The 15,243-nt window shown below is 70.9% G+C and carries 16 protein-coding genes; 3 read left to right on the top strand and 13 right to left on the bottom strand.

All coding sequences use genetic code 11. The features are described from left to right. Position 1: 1 nt before the first annotated feature. The 4 genes from alr to glmS all read right to left on the bottom strand — a co-directional run bounded on the left by alr (position 2) and on the right by glmS (position 5,252). A complete protein-coding gene (alr, locus tag ACGFYV_RS08100) occupies positions 2-1,174 on the bottom strand; it encodes an alanine racemase (protein ID WP_393877506.1) in 1,173 nt (390 codons plus the stop codon). Between the two features lie 234 nt (positions 1,175-1,408). Beyond that, the gene (locus tag ACGFYV_RS08095) at positions 1,409-2,860 is read right to left on the bottom strand and encodes an NAD(P)H-hydrate dehydratase (RefSeq protein ID WP_393877505.1); all 1,452 of its coding nucleotides are present in this window, start codon (positions 2,858-2,860) and stop codon (positions 1,409-1,411) included. A 108-nt stretch (positions 2,861-2,968) separates the two neighbouring features. Beyond that, complete coding sequence (locus tag ACGFYV_RS08090; RefSeq protein ID WP_393877504.1) at positions 2,969-3,340, bottom strand: holo-ACP synthase; 372 nt, start codon at positions 3,338-3,340, stop codon at positions 2,969-2,971. A 64-nt stretch (positions 3,341-3,404) separates the two neighbouring features. Next, a complete protein-coding gene (glmS, locus tag ACGFYV_RS08085; protein ID WP_393877503.1) occupies positions 3,405-5,252 on the bottom strand; it encodes a glutamine--fructose-6-phosphate transaminase (isomerizing) in 1,848 nt (615 codons plus the stop codon). A gap of 182 nt (positions 5,253-5,434) precedes the next feature. On the opposite strand from glmS, the gene coaA reads away from it, so the two are divergent. Together coaA and ACGFYV_RS08075 are read left to right on the top strand one after the other, a co-directional pair. Beyond that, positions 5,435-6,403, top strand: a complete 969-nt coding sequence (gene coaA / locus ACGFYV_RS08080) for a type I pantothenate kinase (RefSeq protein ID WP_393877553.1) — start codon at positions 5,435-5,437, stop codon at positions 6,401-6,403. A gap of 31 nt (positions 6,404-6,434) precedes the next feature. Continuing rightward, positions 6,435-7,373 carry a DUF389 domain-containing protein gene (locus tag ACGFYV_RS08075; RefSeq protein WP_393877502.1) on the top strand — a complete coding sequence of 313 codons (939 nt, stop codon included), beginning with the start codon at positions 6,435-6,437 and terminating at the stop codon, positions 7,371-7,373. Between the two features lie 50 nt (positions 7,374-7,423). Here the strand turns inward: ACGFYV_RS08075 and glmM are convergent, their stop codons facing one another. The 3 genes from glmM to rplM all read right to left on the bottom strand — a co-directional run bounded on the left by glmM (position 7,424) and on the right by rplM (position 9,968). After that, positions 7,424-8,782: a phosphoglucosamine mutase gene (gene glmM / locus ACGFYV_RS08070; protein ID WP_393877501.1), complete on the bottom strand. Its 1,359-nt coding sequence runs from the start codon at positions 8,780-8,782 to the stop codon at positions 7,424-7,426. A gap of 178 nt (positions 8,783-8,960) precedes the next feature. Next, a complete protein-coding gene (gene rpsI / locus ACGFYV_RS08065; protein WP_030950653.1) occupies positions 8,961-9,482 on the bottom strand; it encodes a 30S ribosomal protein S9 in 522 nt (173 codons plus the stop codon). 42 nt (positions 9,483-9,524) lie between these two features. Continuing rightward, entirely contained in the window at positions 9,525-9,968 is a 444-nt protein-coding gene (gene rplM, locus ACGFYV_RS08060; protein ID WP_053661874.1) for a 50S ribosomal protein L13, read from the bottom strand. Positions 9,969-10,302: 334 nt separating this feature from the next. On the opposite strand from rplM, the gene ACGFYV_RS08055 reads away from it, so the two are divergent. Continuing rightward, the gene (locus ACGFYV_RS08055; RefSeq protein ID WP_393877500.1) at positions 10,303-11,196 is read left to right on the top strand and encodes a hypothetical protein; all 894 of its coding nucleotides are present in this window, start codon (positions 10,303-10,305) and stop codon (positions 11,194-11,196) included. A 51-nt stretch (positions 11,197-11,247) separates the two neighbouring features. Here the strand turns inward: ACGFYV_RS08055 and truA are convergent, their stop codons facing one another. The 6 genes from truA to rpmJ all read right to left on the bottom strand — a co-directional run bounded on the left by truA (position 11,248) and on the right by rpmJ (position 15,185). Next, a complete protein-coding gene (truA, locus tag ACGFYV_RS08050; protein WP_393877499.1) occupies positions 11,248-12,102 on the bottom strand; it encodes a tRNA pseudouridine(38-40) synthase TruA in 855 nt (284 codons plus the stop codon). Positions 12,103-12,184: 82 nt separating this feature from the next. Further along, entirely contained in the window at positions 12,185-12,679 is a 495-nt protein-coding gene (gene rplQ, locus ACGFYV_RS08045; protein ID WP_393877498.1) for a 50S ribosomal protein L17, read from the bottom strand. A gap of 181 nt (positions 12,680-12,860) precedes the next feature. After that, on the bottom strand, positions 12,861-13,883 hold the full coding sequence (locus ACGFYV_RS08040) for a DNA-directed RNA polymerase subunit alpha (RefSeq protein WP_393877497.1): 1,023 nt from the start codon (positions 13,881-13,883) through the stop codon (positions 12,861-12,863). A gap of 152 nt (positions 13,884-14,035) precedes the next feature. After that, positions 14,036-14,440 carry a 30S ribosomal protein S11 gene (gene rpsK / locus ACGFYV_RS08035; protein WP_003956432.1) on the bottom strand — a complete coding sequence of 135 codons (405 nt, stop codon included), beginning with the start codon at positions 14,438-14,440 and terminating at the stop codon, positions 14,036-14,038. A 65-nt stretch (positions 14,441-14,505) separates the two neighbouring features. Further along, a complete protein-coding gene (gene rpsM / locus ACGFYV_RS08030; protein ID WP_393877496.1) occupies positions 14,506-14,886 on the bottom strand; it encodes a 30S ribosomal protein S13 in 381 nt (126 codons plus the stop codon). A 185-nt stretch (positions 14,887-15,071) separates the two neighbouring features. Next, positions 15,072-15,185, bottom strand: coding sequence for a 50S ribosomal protein L36 (rpmJ, locus tag ACGFYV_RS08025; protein ID WP_003998809.1), 114 nt, complete (start codon positions 15,183-15,185; stop codon positions 15,072-15,074). Between the last annotated feature and the right edge of the window lie 58 nt (positions 15,186-15,243).

The following is a 15,243-nucleotide window of genomic DNA, read 5'->3' as shown; positions in this document are numbered from 1 at the left end:
GTCAGCCCTGTTCTGGTCGCTCCCCGTCCACGTAGACGCGCGGGACACGCGTTCCGATCCGGGTGACGATCTCGTACGCGATGGTGCCGCACGCCTGGGCCCAGTCCTCGGCGGTGGGCTCGCCCCGGTCGCCGGGACCGAACAGCACGGCCTCGCTGCCCACCGGGGGCTCGTCGCCGCCCAGGTCGACCACGAACTGGTCCATCGCGACCCGCCCGGCGACCGTCCGCCACTTGCCGTCGACGAGCACCGGACCGGTGCCGGAGGCGTGCCGCGGGATGCCGTCCGCGTAGCCCACCGGAACGAGGCCGAGGGTGGTGTCGCCGGCCGTGACGTAGTGGTGGCCGTAGCTGACGCCGTGTCCGCCCGGGGCGCGCTTGACCAGGGCCAGCGACGCGCTGAGCGTCATCACCGGACGCAGCCCGAAGTCGGCGGGGGTGCCCAGCTCCGGGCTGGGCGAGATGCCGTACAGGGCGATACCGGTACGGACCAGGTCGAAGTGGGTCTCCGGAAGGGTCAGCGTGGCCGGGGAGTTGGCGATGTGCCGCACCTCGGGGCGCACGCCCCGCTCCTCCGCGTACGCCACCATCTCCCGGAACCGGGCGAGCTGCGCGGCGATGGAGGGGTGGCCGGGTTCGTCGGCGCAGGCGAAGTGGGACCACAGTCCGGTGACCCGGATCAGGCCCTCCGACTCGGCGCGCAGGGCCCCGGCCACCAGTTCGAACCAGTCGGCGGGCTGGCAGCCGCTGCGGCCGAGCCCGGTGTCGGCCTTCAGCTGGACGCGTGCGGTCGGGCCGGCGGCCCGCGCGGCCTCCGTCACCTCGCGCAGCGCCCACATCCCGCTGACGGACACGTCGATGTCCGCCTCCACGGCCTGCCGCCAGGGGCCGCCGGGGACCCAGAGCCAGCACATGACGCGCCCCGGCAGGCCGGCCGCGCGCAGCGCCAGCGCCTCCTCGGGCGTGGCCGTGCCGAGCCAGGTCGCCCCGGCGTCGAGGGCCGCGCTGGCGCACTGGACCGCTCCGTGGCCGTACGCGTCGGACTTGACGACGGCCATCAGGGCCGCGCCCTTCGCCCGCTCACGCAGCACGCGTACATTGGCGCGCAGCGCACCCAGATCGATCTCGGCGCGGGCACGCAGATGCGCGGTCGGCACAGCTGAAGTCTCACTCATGGCGCCCCCAGTCTCTCAGAGGGCTACGGCAGCCCCCCGGTCGCACTCCTCGACGGTGTCTTCCCCGCTGCCCGGCCGCCGCCCCCACACGTACGCCCGGTTCCGCCTTCTCTGCGCTCTCTGCTCTCTCTGCGCGCGGCCTAAGGAACCGTCGGCCGTGTCCATACTGCCGTACACGGCGTGGCGGACCCGGTCACCGACGCCGGTCACGCGGTCGGCCGGACGCGCGGCTCCTCACCCTCGTACGACGTCCCGCCACGCCTCGGGGATCCGGTCCGCGATGTCGTGCGCCCCCGCCGGTGCCCCCTCCGCGGCGAACCGTCCGGCGAGGCCGTGCAGATGGGCGGCCACGCTTCCGGCGTCCCGCGCGGACAGTCCGGAGGCCAGCAGGGATCCGGCGAGTCCCGACAGCACGTCCCCGCTGCCCGCCGTGGCGAGCCACGCGGTCCCCGTGGCGTTGACCCGTACCGGACCGCCCTCGAAGCCGGCCACCAGGGTGGTCGATCCCTTCAGCAGCACGGTCGAGCGGTACAGGGCCGCGAGTTCCCGTACTGCGGCCAGCCGCGCCCCCTCGACCTCCTCCCGGCGCACCCCCAGCAGGGCCGCCGCCTCCCCGGCGTGCGGCGTCATCAGGGTCGGCGCCGTACGCCCGCGCACCACGTCCCGCTCCGCCAGCCGCAGCCCGTCGGCGTCCAGCAGCACCGGCACGTCCGTGCCGAGCACCTCGGCGACGCTCTCCGCGTCGTCCCCGGCGCCGGGCCCGACGACCCACGCCTGCACGCGCCCGGCCTTCGCCGCTCCCCGGTCGGAGACGAGGGTCTCCGGGAACCGCGCGATGACGGCGTCCCCGGCGGGTCCGACGTACCGTACGGCCCCGGCCCCGCCCCGCAGCGCGCCGGAGACGGCGAGCACGGCGGCCCCCGGGTACCGTGCGGACCCGGCGGCGATCCCGACGACCCCTCGCCGGTACTTGTCGCTCTCCGCCACGGGCACGGGCAGCAGCCGCGCCACGTCGGCGTGCTGCAGGGACTCCAGTTCGGCGTCGGCGGGCGGTTCGAGCCCGATGTCGACCAGCCGCACGACCCCGGCGTACTCCCGCCCGGGGTCGATCAGCAGCCCCGGCTTGTACGCCCCGAAGGTGACGGTGAGGTCGGCCGCGAGTGCCGCCCCGCGGACCTGCCCCGTGTCGGCCTCGATCCCGCTGGGCAGGTCCACGGCGACGACACCGGCCCGGGACCGCTCGACGGCCGCGGCCAACCGCTCGGCGTCGGGCCGCAGTCCGCCCTGCCCCCCGATTCCGACGATCCCGTCCACGACCAGGTCGGCGGACGCGATCACCCGCTCGGCAGCCGCGCCGTCTCCCGTGCCCTGGGCCGCGACGACGGTTCCCCCGGCCCGCCGCAGGGCGTCCAGTCCCCCGGCATGGGCGCGCTCGGGCGTGAGCAGCACGGCGGTGACCCCCGCCCCGCGGCGCGCCAGCCGGGCCCCGGCGTACAGCGCGTCCCCGCCGTTGTCGCCGCTGCCGACGAGCAGCACCACCCGGCTGCCGTACACCCGCCCGAGGAACTCCGCGCAGGCCGCGGCCAGTCCGGCGGCGGCCCGCTGCATGAGCGCGCCCTCCGCCAGCCGCGCCATCAACGCCCGCTCGGCCGCCCTCACCATCTCCACGCTGTACGCAGTACGCATAGGTCCGAGTCTCCCCCGGATGCCGGCCGGGCCGCACGCGGATGGCCGCCCCTCGGCGAACGGCCACCCGTCGGGCCACCCGGGCCTACCCTTCGGGCCGCCCCCGGCCTACCCCTCGGCGATCACCACCGCCGACGCGATGCCCGCGTCGTGGCTGAGCGAGATGTGCCAGGACCGCACGCCCAGCTCCGCCGCCCGCGCGGCCACGGTGCCCTTCACCCGCAACCGGGGCTGCCCGCTGTCCTCGACGTACACCTCGGCGTCGGTCCAGAGCATCCCGGGCGGTGCCCCGAGCGCCTTGGCCAGCGCCTCCTTGGCCGCGAACCGCGCCGCCAGCGAGGCGATACCGCGCCGCTCGCCGCTGTCCAGCAGCAACTCGCTCTCCAGGAACAGCCGCTGGGCCAGCCCCGGCGTGCGCTCCAGCGCCGCGTCGAACCGGTCGATCTCGGCCACGTCGATCCCGACCCCGATGATGCTCATACCGGGCAGCCTACGACCGCGACGCCGACGCCGACGCCAACGCCGGCACCGGCACCGGCACCGGTCACTCCACCGTCACCGACTTCGCCAGGTTCCGGGGCTGGTCCACCTCGTTGCCGCGCGCCGTCGCCAGCTCGCACGCGAACACCTGGAGCGGCACCGTGGCGACGAGCGGCTGCAGCAGGGTCGGGGTGGCAGGGATCCGGATCAGGTGGTCCGCGTACGGCACGACCGCCTCGTCGCCCTCCTCCGCGATCACGATGGTGCGCGCTCCCCGGGCCCGGATCTCCTGGATGTTGGACACGATCTTGTCGTGGAGGACGGACCGCCCGCGCGGTGAGGGCGCGATCACGACGACCGGCAGGTCCTTCTCGATCAGGGCGATCGGACCGTGCTTCAGCTCGCCCGCCGCGAAGCCCTCGGCGTGCATGTACGCCAGTTCCTTCAGCTTGAGCGCGCCTTCGAGGGCGACCGGGTATCCGACGTGCCGGCCGAGGAACAGCACGGTGTCCTTGTCCGCGAGGGAGCGCGCGAGGGCGCGTACGGGCTCCATGGTCTCGAGGACCCGCTCGACCGCGCCCGAGATCTGCGAGAGGTCCCGGATGACGGCGCGGATCTCGTCGCCCCACGTGGTGCCGCGCACCTGGCCCAGGTACAGGGCGACCAGGTAGCACGCGACCAGCTGGGTCAGGAACGCCTTGGTGGAGGCGACCGCGACCTCGGGCCCGGCGTGCGTGTAGAGCACCGCGTCCGACTCGCGGGGGATGGTCGAGCCGTTGGTGTTGCAGATGGCGAGGACCTTCGAGCCCTGCTCGCGCGCGTGCCGCAGCGCCATCAGGGTGTCCATGGTCTCGCCGGACTGGGAGATGGCGACGACCAGGGACCGGCCGTCCAGGATCGGGTCCCGGTAGCGGAACTCGCTCGCCAGCTCCACCTCGCACGGGATCCGCGTCCAGTGCTCGATGGCGTACTTGGCGATCAGGCCGGCGTGGAAGGCCGTACCGCAGGCGACGATGACGACCTTGTCCAGCTCGCGCAGTTCGGGCGGGGTGATGCGGACCTCGTCCAGGGTGAGCGAGCCGGCCGCGTCGATGCGTCCGAGGAGGGTGTCGGCGACCGCCTTGGGCTGCTCGGCGATCTCCTTGAGCATGAAGTAGTCGTAACCGCCCTTCTCGGCGGCGGAGGCGTCCCAGTCCACGCGGTAGGAGTGCACGTCCGCGGGGCGGCCGTCGAAGCCGGTCACCGTGACGCCGTCCGGGCGCAGTTCGACCACCTGGTCCTGGCCGAGTTCGACGGCGGAGCGGGTGTGCTCGATGAACGCGGCGACGTCGGAGGCGAGGAACGCCTCGCCCTCGCCGACCCCCACGACCAGCGGGGAGTTGCGGCGCGCGCCCACGACCACGTCCGGCGCGTCCGCGTGGACGGCGACCAGGGTGAACGCGCCCTCCAGGCGCCGGCACACGAGCCGCATCGCCTCCGCGAGGTCGGTGGTCCGGGAGTACTCCTCGGTGAGCAGGTGCGCGACGACCTCGGTGTCCGTCTCGGAGAGCAGTTCGTGGCCCCGCTCGGCGAGTTCGGCCCGCAGCACCGCGAAGTTCTCGATGATCCCGTTGTGGACGACGGCCACCCGGCCCGCGTTGTCCAGATGCGGATGCGCGTTCGCGTCCGTGGGTCCGCCGTGTGTGGCCCACCGCGTGTGTCCGATGCCCGTCGAGCCCGCGGGCAGCGGGCGGTCGACCAGTTCCTTCTCCAGGTTGACCAGTTTCCCGGCCCTCTTCGCCGCGGCGAGCCCCCCGTCCGCCTGTACGGCCACGCCGGCCGAGTCGTAGCCCCGGTACTCCAGCCGTCTCAGCCCGGCCATCACGACATCCAGCGCCGACTGAGATCCCACGTATCCCACAATTCCGCACATGAACGGCACCCTACGATCAACAGGGCCACCAAAACGTTCACCGCGTGCCCGAAATCAGAAATTCCCACCGGGGTACGAAGGTCCGGACGGGGAACACCCGCTCCGCCGCACGTGACGCAGCCCACGCCACGACCCTGTTCAAACTCCGTTAACAATGGACTGTGATCTCACCGGTCTCCTCGATGCCCCGGAGCGCCCACCGGCACAGGCCGGAGGCGACTCCCTACGTCGACCTCACACGCGCCGAATGGAGCGCGCTGCGGGACAAGACGCCGTTGCCCCTGAGCGCGGAGGAGGTGGAGAAGCTGCGCGGCCTCGGCGACGTCATCGACCTCGACGAGGTGCGGGACATCTACCTCCCGCTGTCCCGGCTGCTGAACCTCTACGTCGGCGCCACCGACGGGCTCAGAACCGCGCTGAACACCTTTCTCGGGGAACAGGGTTCCCAGTCCGGCACCCCGTTCGTCATAGGGGTCGCCGGCTCGGTGGCGGTGGGCAAGTCGACCGTCGCCCGCCTGCTGCAGGCCCTGCTCTCACGCTGGCCCGAGCACCCCCGGGTGGAACTCGTGACCACCGACGGCTTCCTGCTGCCCACCAGGGAACTGGAGGCCCGCGGCATGATGTCGCGCAAGGGCTTCCCGGAGTCGTACGACCGCCGGGCACTGACTCGGTTCGTCGCCGACATCAAGGCCGGCAAGGACGAGGTGTCCGCGCCCGTCTACTCGCACCTCATCTACGACATCGTGCCCGGCGAGAAGCTCACGGTGCGCCGGCCCGACATCCTCATCGTCGAGGGCCTGAACGTCCTGCAGCCCGCCCTGCCCGGCACGGACGGCCGCACCCGGGTCGGCCTCGCCGACTACTTCGACTTCAGCGTGTACGTCGACGCGGGCGTCGAGGACATCGAGCACTGGTACCTCAGCCGCTTCAAGAAGCTGCGCCAGACCGCCTTCCAGGACCCGGACTCGTACTTCCGCAAGTACACCCAGGTCTCCGAGGACGAGGCCCTCGACTACGCCCGCGCCCTGTGGCGGACCATCAACAAGCCCAACCTGGTCGAGAACATCGCCCCCACCCGGGGCCGCGCCACCCTCGTCGTCCGCAAGGGCCCGGACCACAAGGTCCAGCGCCTGCGCCTGCGCAAGCTGTGACGTGTCCATGGACGCCTGTTAAAAAGGCGTCATGCTGCATCTGCGCCTGATCACCCCCGCCGAGACGACGGACGAGGTGGTGCGGCTGATCGAGAACACGGTCGGTACCGCCCACCTCGTCGTGCTGCCGGCCGCCGCCCGCAACCCCGCCGGAGACCTCGTGCTGTGCGACGTGGCACGCGAGGCGGGCGACGAACTCATCGGCGGGCTGCGCCGGTTGGGGCTGGACGACACCGGCTCGATCGCCGTGGAGGACATCGGCCTCTCACTGTCCCGGCACGCCGACAAGGCCGAGGCCGAGGCACCGGGTGAGGGCGCGGACGCGGTGCTCTGGGAGGGCCTGACCGAGGCGACCCACGAGGAGTCGACCCTGTCGGTCACCTACATCGCCTTCATCACCCTGGCCACGATGATCGCGGCCTGCGGTGTGGTCCTGGACAACGCCATCCTGATCGTCGGCGCCATGGCGGTGGGACCGGAGTTCGGTCCACTCGCCGGCTTCTGCACGGCCCTGGTACAGCGTCACCCACGTCTCGCGCTGCGCTCGCTGACCGCGCTGCTCGTGGGCTTCGCCCTGGCGATGGCGGTGACGGTCGGCTTCACCGTGTTCATGGACGCCGTCGGCCTCTTCCACGACTCCGACCTGGAGGGCAAGCGCCCCAACACGGCGTTCGTCTACGCCCCCGACGCCTTCTCGTTCATCGTGGCGGTCCTCGCCGGCATCGCCGGCACCCTCTCCCTGACCTCCGCCAAGTCGGGCGCCCTGGTGGGCGTGGCCATTTCCGTGACCACCGTCCCGGCCGCCGCCAACGCCGCCGTGGCCCTCGCCTACGGCGACACGAACCAGACGGCCGGCTCGACCTACCAGCTCCTGCTGAACCTGCTCGGCATCGTCCTGGCGGGCACCCTGACCCTGCTGGCCCAGAAGTGGCTCTGGGCCAGACACAGGAAACAGCGGGCGGCGCTCTAGCCGAGCGCCGACTTCACGGTGATCTAGCCGAGCGCCGAATTCACGCTGATCTAGCCCAGCGCCGACTTCACCGCGTCGGCCAGGCGGCCGGCCACCGTCCGGGCCTGGTCGATGTCCGCGGCCTCGACCATCACGCGGACCAGCGGCTCGGTGCCGGAGGGACGCAGCAGCACCCGCCCGGTCGACCCCAGCTCCCGCTCCGCCTCGGCGACGGCGGCGGCCAGGTCGGCCGAGGTCTTCACCCGTGCCTTGTCCACGTCCGGGACGTTGACGAGCACCTGCGGCAGCCGCTCCATGACCGAGGTCAGCTCCCGCAGCGACCGGCCGGTCTGCGCGACCCGCGCCGCCAGCAGCAGGCCCGTCAGCGTGCCGTCACCGGTGGTCGCGTGGTCGAGGATGATCACGTGCCCGGACTGCTCGCCGCCGAGGGCGTAACCGTGCTGCTTCATCTCCTCCAGCACATACCGGTCGCCCACCGCGGTCTGCACCAGCCGGATGCCCTCCCGCTCCATCGCCAGCTTGAAGCCGAGGTTGGACATGACGGTGGCGACGACGGTGTCGGCCCGCAGCTCGGAGCGCTCGCGCAGGGACAGCGCGAGAACGGACAGGATCTGGTCGCCGTCCACCTCGGCGCCGGTGTGGTCCACGGCCAGGCAGCGGTCGGCGTCCCCGTCGTGCGCGATGCCCAGGTCCGCTCCGTGGTCGAGGACCGCGGCCTTCAGCTTGTCGAGGTGGGTGGAGCCGCAGCCGTCGTTGATGTTGAGGCCGTCCGGCTCCGTGCCGATCGTGACGATCTCGGCACCGGCCCGGGAGAACGCCGCCGGCGAGACCCCCGCCGCCGCGCCGTGCGCCTCGTCCAGGACGATCTTCAGGCCGTCGAGCCGGTTCGGCAGGACTGACAGCAGATGGGCGACGTACTGCTCGAAGCCCTCGTCGTACGACCGCACGCGCCCGACCCCGGCACCGGTGGGCCGCTCCCAGGGCTCGCCGTGACGGTGGGACTCGTACACCGCCTCGATCCTGTCCTCCAGCTCGTCGGCGAGCTTGTGCCCGCCGCGGGCGAAGAACTTGATGCCGTTGTCCGGCATGGCGTTGTGGCTGGCGGAGAGCATCACGCCGAGGTCGGCGCCGAGCGCGCCGGTCAGATGCGCGACCGCCGGGGTGGGCAGCACGCCGACGATCAGCACGTCCACGCCCGCGCTGGCCAGGCCCGCGACCACGGCCGCCTGCAGGAACTCCCCGGACGCGCGCGGGTCCCGTCCGACCACCGCCGTCGGCTTGTGGCCCTCGAAGGTGCCCGCCTCGGCGAGCACGTGCGCCGCCGCGACGGACAGGCCGAGCGCCATCTCGGCCGTCAGGTCCGCGTTGGCGACGCCACGCACGCCGTCCGTGCCGAAGAGTCGTCCCACTTGTCCTCCTGAGGAAGCGTCCACGCCGCCGGGATCGGTGACAGGCGCCGTGGCATCCGGTCACACAAACCGTTGAGCGTCTTGTGTCGTTATACGCCCTTGCCCGGGATAAACGAACGCCCCGACGGCACTGTGGCGTGCCGCCGGGGCGTTCGGAGTACGAGCAGGCAGCTGCTGTTTAGCGCTTGCTGTACTGCGGGGCCTTGCGGGCCTTCTTCAGACCGGCCTTCTTGCGCTCGACCGCACGGTCGTCGCGCTTGAGGAAGCCGGCCTTCTTCAGCGGGCCGCGGTTGTTGTCGACGTCGGCCTCGTTCAGCGCACGGGCGACACCGAGACGGAGCGCACCGGCCTGACCGGAGACACCGCCACCGGCGATGCGGGCGATGACGTCGTAACGGCCCTCGAGCTCGAGCACCTTGAAGGGCTCGTTGACTTCCTGCTGGTGCACCTTGTTCGGGAAGTAGTCCTCGAGGGTGCGACCGTTGATCTTCCACTTGCCGGTGCCCGGAACGATCCGGACGCGGGCGATGGCGTTCTTGCGACGGCCCAGGCCGGCGGCCGGCTGGGGCTCGCCGAAGCGCGAGGCGAGGGACTCGGAGGTGTACTCACCCTCCACCGGAACCTCGGACTCGGTGGTGTAGCTGTCGATGTCGACAAGCTCGGTCTCTTCGACCGGCTGCTCAACGGTGGTCTCGGCCACGATTCTCCTCAGATTCTCTTCAGTCTTAGGGGGTGGCCGGACTTACTGCGCGACCTGGGTGATCTCGAACGGCACCGGCTGCTGCGCAGCGTGCGGGTGCACGTCACCCTTGTAGACCTTCAGCTTCGAGAGCATCTGACGGCCCAGCGTGTTCTTGGGGAGCATGCCCTTGACGGCCTTCTCGATGGCCTTCTCGGGGTTCTTGTCCAGCAGCTCGTCGTAGCGGACGGAGCGCAGACCACCCGGGTAGCCGGAGTGGCGGTACGCCATCTTCTGGGTCCGCTTGTTGCCGGACAGGTGCACCTTGTCGGCGTTGACGATGATGACGAAGTCACCGGTGTCGACGTGGGGCGCGTAGATCGGCTTGTGCTTGCCCCGCAGAAGGGACGCGGCGGTGGTGGCGAGACGACCCAGGACAACGTCCTGAGCGTCGATGACGTGCCACTGGCGCGTCACATCGCCGGGCTTGGGGCTGTACGTACGCACGGTTCGTAGCCTTCGCTTCGAGTGAATGGTCCTGAACAGGTCACCGAAACGATCACGACAGCCTCGACCGCACCACGGTGACGCAAACCGTGTGCTGATCGCTGGTCATCGGCCCGGTGGACCGGTGTAAGGGCCCGTCCCGTGAGAATGAGCAAGCCAATACACAACGAAGAAGCAGAATACCTGGGTGCCCCCTGAAGGGTCAAAACGAGGCATGCCGGCAGACGGGCCGACAGGGCGGGCCGACGGGCGGGCCGGACCCCGCCGGCGGACAAACACGGCATGGAGGCGGACCGGTCCCGGCATCCCGCGGCCCCCGTCTAAGATGCGCCCCATGAGTTACGGGCAGGGGGGACCCCAGTCTCAGTGGGATCCCTGGAAACCGCATTCCCAGCAGCAGCAGCCCTGGAGTGGCGGCGGCGGTGACGACGGCACCCCGGACTGGGCCGCGCTCGCCGAGGCCTCGGAGACCCGCAACAAACGGCGCAGGCTGCTGTTCGTCGGCGGCGGCGCGCTGGCCACGATCGCGGTCGGCACAGCCGTCACGCTGGCCGTCGTCTCCGCGAGCGGCGACGGCGGCGACAAGGCCTCCGGCAACCCCGGTGACCTGCCCGCCAGCACCTCCCTGCCGAGCGGCACGGCCACGGCGCCGTCCTTCGCCCCGACCAGCGCACCGCCCCCGCTGGACCCGAGGGACTTCATAGCCGGCGCCGCGAAGGACAAGGCCCCGCTCAGCGCGGACACCCTGTTCCCCGGCACCCGGCTGACCATGAACAACACGGTGTACCAGAAGGGCGCCACGGCCGACACCAGCAGCTGCGCCACGGCCGCCGGCGGCACCCTGCCGAAGATCCTCACCTCGAACGGCTGCACCCGGCTGATCCGCGCCACCTACACCGACGGCGGCATCGCGGTCACCGTCGGCGTCGCCGTCTTCGACACCCAGGCCCAGGCCGCGAAGGCCAAGTCCCAGAGCGACGACAGCAGCATCGTGCGCTCCTTGGCCGGCAAGGGCGTCAAGCCCTTCTGCGACGGGGCGACCTGCCGCTCGACGCGCAACGCCGTCGGCCGCTACGCCTACTTCACGATCAGCGGCTTCACGAACGCCAAGGACGTGACCAAGAAGGACACCCAGGTCTTCCGCACCGGCGACGACCTGGCCGAGTTCACCTTCAACCAGATCTACCGCCGCGGCCAGGCCCAGGCCTCCGCGGCGGCGAACCAGTAGCCGGCGGCACCGCCGGCTCAGCGACGCCCGCAGGTCAACGACACCCGCGGCTCAGCAGCACCCCGCCGTCGGGAGCGAGCGCTTGTTCCGGGCCTCCCGGCTGCGGGCGGCCAGCAGCTCGTCGGCGGGGTAACCGACCTCCTCCAGCGTCAGCCCGTGCGGCCGTACGACATGCACGGCGGAGTCCCGCACGCCCGCGGCCAGCACCTTCCCGGGCCACTGCGGATCCCGGTGGCCGTCGCCGACGAACAGCAGCGCGCCGATCAGCGAGCGCACCATGTTGTGGCAGAACGCGTCGGCCCGGACGGTGGCCGTGATGATCCCGTCCGCGCCCCGCTGAAGGCTCAGCTCCTGAAGGGTGCGGATCGTGGTCGCGCCCTCGCGCCGCTTGCAGTACGCCGCGAAGTCGTGCTCCCCCAGCAGCGCCCGCGCCGCCTCGTTCATGGCCTCGACGTCGAGCGGCCAGTCGTGCCACAGCACATGGCCCCGCAGCAGCGGGTCGACGCCGCCGGGGTTGTCCGTGACGCGATAGGCGTACCGGCGCCAGAGCGCGGAGAACCGGGCGTTGAAGCCGCTCGGCGCCGGCCTGAGGGCCCACACCCGCACGTCCTTCGCCAGCCGCCCGGCGAGCCGCTTCAGCAGCTTCTGGTTGTGCTCCCGCCACACGTCCTCGGGCAGGTCCACGTGCGCCACCTGCCCGCGCGCGTGGACCCCGGCGTCGGTCCGCCCGGCCACGGTCAGCTCGTACGTCTCACGCGACCGCGTCACCGTGCGCAGGGCGTCCTCGATCTCGCCCTGCACGGTCCGCCGGCCGCCGGCCTGCTTGGCCCAGCCGTGGAAGTCGCCGCCGTCGTAGGAGATGTCGAGGCGGACACGGACATGGCCGGGCTGTACTTCGTCGCTCACACGGGAATCCTCTCAGGTACGAAAAAAGCGGGCCCGCTCCCCTAAGGGAACGGGCCCGCAGACGCCTCAGGGGCGCGAACGCTTACGCGTCCTTCGACTCCTCGGCGGGAGCCTCGGCAGCCTCGGCAGCCTCGGTCGTCTCGACCGGGGCCTCCTCGGCCTCCTTGACCGCACGCTTGGTGGCGGCCTCGGCCTCACCGACGGCCTTCTGCTGCACCGTCAGCGCCTCGACCAGCTCGATGACAGCCATGGGCGCGTTGTCGCCACGGCGGTTACCGATCTTGGTGATGCGGGTGTAGCCACCCGGACGGTTCTCGTAGCGCGGGCCGATCTCGGTGAAGAGCGTGTGGACGATGCTCTTGTCCGTGATCACCTGGAGCACCTGACGGCGGTTGTGAAGGTCGCCCTTCTTCGCCTTGGTGACCAGACGCTCGGCGTACGGGCGCAGGCGGCGGGCCTTCGCCTCGGTGGTGGTGATGCGGCCGTGCTCGAAGAGGCTCTTCGCCAGGTTCGCGAGGAGCAGCTTCTCGTGCGCGGCGCTGCCGCCCAGACGGGCACCCTTGGCGGGCTTCGGCATTGTTCTTCTCCTGTGTGTCTGCTCCGGCCGTATCAGGTACCGGAGTCAGTATCCGAGCGAGCGGTTGCTCGTCGGAGATCCGGGAGCAGCCCCGAAGGGGCGCTCCCGGAAGGGGCGCGGGGAACTGCGCGATCAAGCACAGCGCACCCGCACCCGAACACGGACCGTGCGGCCCGAGTTCTCAGTACTGCTCGGTCTCCACGAAACCGGCGTCAGCATCGTCATCGGCGCCGAAAGCGTCAGCCGCGGCCGTCGGGTCGAATCCGGGCGGGCTGTCCTTGAGGGCCAGGCCCATGCCGGACAGCTTCGCCTTGACCTCGTCGATGGACTTCGCACCGAAGTTGCGGATGTCCAGGAGGTCGGCCTCGGAGCGGGCGACGAGCTCACCCACGGAGTGGATGCCCTCACGCTTGAGGCAGTTGTACGACCGAACGGTGAGCTCAAGCTCCTCGATCGGCAGCGCCAGGTCGGCGGCCAGGGCGGCGTCCGTGGGGGACGGGCCCATGTCGATGCCCTCGGCGTCGATGTTCAGCTCGCGGGCGAGACCGAACAGCTCGACCAGGGTCTTGCCGGCGGACGCCATGGCGTCGCGCGGCCGCATGGCCTGCTTCGTCTCGACGTCGACGATCAGCTTGTCGAAGTCGGTCCGCTGCTCGACACGCGTGGCCTCGACCTTGTACGTGACCTTCAGCACCGGCGAGTAGATGGAGTCGACCGGGATACGGCCGATCTCCTGGCCCACCTGCTTGTTCTGCACGGCGGAGACGTAGCCGCGACCGCGCTCGACGGTCAGCTCCATCTCCAGCTTGCCCTTGCCGTTGAGCGTGGCGAGGACCAGGTCGGGGTTGTGCACCTCGACACCGGCCGGGGGCGCGATGTCGGCGGCGGTGACCAGACCCGGGCCCTGCTTGCGCAGGTACATCACGACCGGCTCGTCGTGCTCCGAGGAGACGACCAGCTGCTTGATGTTGAGGATCAGGTCGGTGACGTCCTCCTTGACGCCCGGCACGGTGGTGAACTCGTGCAGGACACCGTCGATACGGATGCTGGTGACAGCAGCGCCGGGGATCGACGAGAGGAGGGTGCGGCGCAGGGAGTTGCCGAGGGTGTAGCCGAAGCCCGGCTCCAGCGGCTCGATCACGAACCGGGAGCGGAACTCGTCGACGACCTCTTCGGTCAACGAGGGACGCTGAGCGATCAGCATGTGTGGATCAGATCCTTCTTTCGTGGACGCCCACTATTTGACGTCCGACGGAAAACCGCACCCACGAGAAGTGCGGGTCCTGCAAGGGTACGGGCGGCACGGCCCGAAGGAGCCGTACCGCCCGGAACCGCTGGTGCGCGCAGCGCGACGCGTCAGACGCGACGACGCTTCGGCGGGCGGCAGCCGTTGTGCGGGGTCGGGGTGACGTCCTGGATGGAGCCGACCTCGAGGCCCGTGGCCTGCAGGGAGCGGATCGCGGTCTCACGACCGGAACCCGGGCCCTTCACGAACACGTCGACCTTGCGCATGCCGTGCTCCTGGGCGCGGCGGGCAGCCGACTCGGCGGCCATCTGCGCGGCGAACGGCGTGGACTTCCGGGAGCCCTTGAAGCCGACGTGACCGGCGGAGGCCCAGGAGATCACGTTGCCGGACGGGTCCGTGATGGAGACGATCGTGTTGTTGAACGTGCTCTTGATGTGCGCGTGGCCGTGAGCGACGTTCTTCTTTTCCTTGCGGCGCACCTTCTTGGCAGCGCCCTGACGACCCTTGGGGGGCATCTACTAACTCCTACGGGAGGTGGTCGGTCCTACAGCGAAGACCGTGGACAGGTGTCCGCTGCGGACTACTTCTTGCCCGGCTTCTTCTTGCCGGCGATGGCGCGACGCGGGCCCTTGCGGGTACGAGCGTTGGTGCTGGTGCGCTGACCGCGGACGGGCAGACCGCGACGGTGACGCAGACCCTGGTAGGTACCGATCTCCACCTTGCGGCGGATGTCGGCCTGGATCTCGCGACGGAGGTCACCCTCGGTCTTGATGTTGTTGTCGACGTACTCGCGGATCGCGACCAGCTGCTCTTCGGTCAGGTCACGGACGCGGGTGTTCGGGTCGACGCCGGTCGCAGCCAGCGTCTCCTGCGAGAGGGTCCGGCCGATGCCGAACACGTAGGTGAGGGCGATCTCCACGCGCTTTTCGCGCGGGATGTCGACACCGGAAACGCGTGCCATTCAATGGCTCCTGGTGATCTTCGGAGGTCTTCCGCAGAGCCGACTCCCGGCCGCCGTACGAGGTACGAACCGGGTCCCCGGCCTCCGAACCGGGGGTGTCGAGCTGGATGGCTCGGGCTCTGCGTATGAACATATTCAGATTGCGTCGCGCGAATCTCTGCGGGTGCAGAGGGATCGGTCGTGCGTCAGCCCTGGCGCTGCTTGTGGCGCGGGTTCTCGCAGATGACCATGACCCGACCGTGACGGCGGATCACCCTGCACTTGTCGCAGATCTTCTTGACGCTCGGCTTGACCTTCATGGGATTGAGGTTCTCCGGGTCAGTGCCACCACCCCGCCGCAGCGGGATGCGGGCAAGA

The sequence above is a fragment of the Streptomyces sp. NPDC048297 genome (genome assembly GCF_043201585.1).
Taxonomy (GTDB): domain Bacteria; phylum Actinomycetota; class Actinomycetes; order Streptomycetales; family Streptomycetaceae; genus Streptomyces.
The sequence above is the reverse complement of the archived record's forward strand: the minus strand, read 5'-3'. Positions and strand labels throughout refer to the sequence as shown.

What these genes read in the sequence shown, in the direction of transcription:
- alr (WP_393877506.1), bottom strand. Translation starts at nt 1,174, where the DNA reads ATGAGTGAGACTTCAGCTGTGCCGACCGCGCATCTGCGTGCCCGCGCC.
- ACGFYV_RS08095 (WP_393877505.1), bottom strand. Translation starts at nt 2,860, where the DNA reads ATGCGTACTGCGTACAGCGTGGAGATGGTGAGGGCGGCCGAGCGGGCG.
- ACGFYV_RS08090 (WP_393877504.1), bottom strand. Translation starts at nt 3,340, where the DNA reads ATGAGCATCATCGGGGTCGGGATCGACGTGGCCGAGATCGACCGGTTC.
- glmS (WP_393877503.1), bottom strand. Translation starts at nt 5,252, where the DNA reads ATGTGCGGAATTGTGGGATACGTGGGATCTCAGTCGGCGCTGGATGTC.
- coaA (WP_393877553.1), top strand. Translation starts at nt 5,435, where the DNA reads ATGCCCCGGAGCGCCCACCGGCACAGGCCGGAGGCGACTCCCTACGTC.
- ACGFYV_RS08075 (WP_393877502.1), top strand. Translation starts at nt 6,435, where the DNA reads ATGCTGCATCTGCGCCTGATCACCCCCGCCGAGACGACGGACGAGGTG.
- ACGFYV_RS08055 (WP_393877500.1), top strand. Translation starts at nt 10,303, where the DNA reads ATGAGTTACGGGCAGGGGGGACCCCAGTCTCAGTGGGATCCCTGGAAA.
- rplQ (WP_393877498.1), bottom strand. Translation starts at nt 12,679, where the DNA reads ATGCCGAAGCCCGCCAAGGGTGCCCGTCTGGGCGGCAGCGCCGCGCAC.
- ACGFYV_RS08040 (WP_393877497.1), bottom strand. Translation starts at nt 13,883, where the DNA reads ATGCTGATCGCTCAGCGTCCCTCGTTGACCGAAGAGGTCGTCGACGAG.
- rpsK (WP_003956432.1), bottom strand. Translation starts at nt 14,440, where the DNA reads ATGCCCCCCAAGGGTCGTCAGGGCGCTGCCAAGAAGGTGCGCCGCAAG.
- rpsM (WP_393877496.1), bottom strand. Translation starts at nt 14,886, where the DNA reads ATGGCACGCGTTTCCGGTGTCGACATCCCGCGCGAAAAGCGCGTGGAG.
- rpmJ (WP_003998809.1), bottom strand. Translation starts at nt 15,185, where the DNA reads ATGAAGGTCAAGCCGAGCGTCAAGAAGATCTGCGACAAGTGCAGGGTG.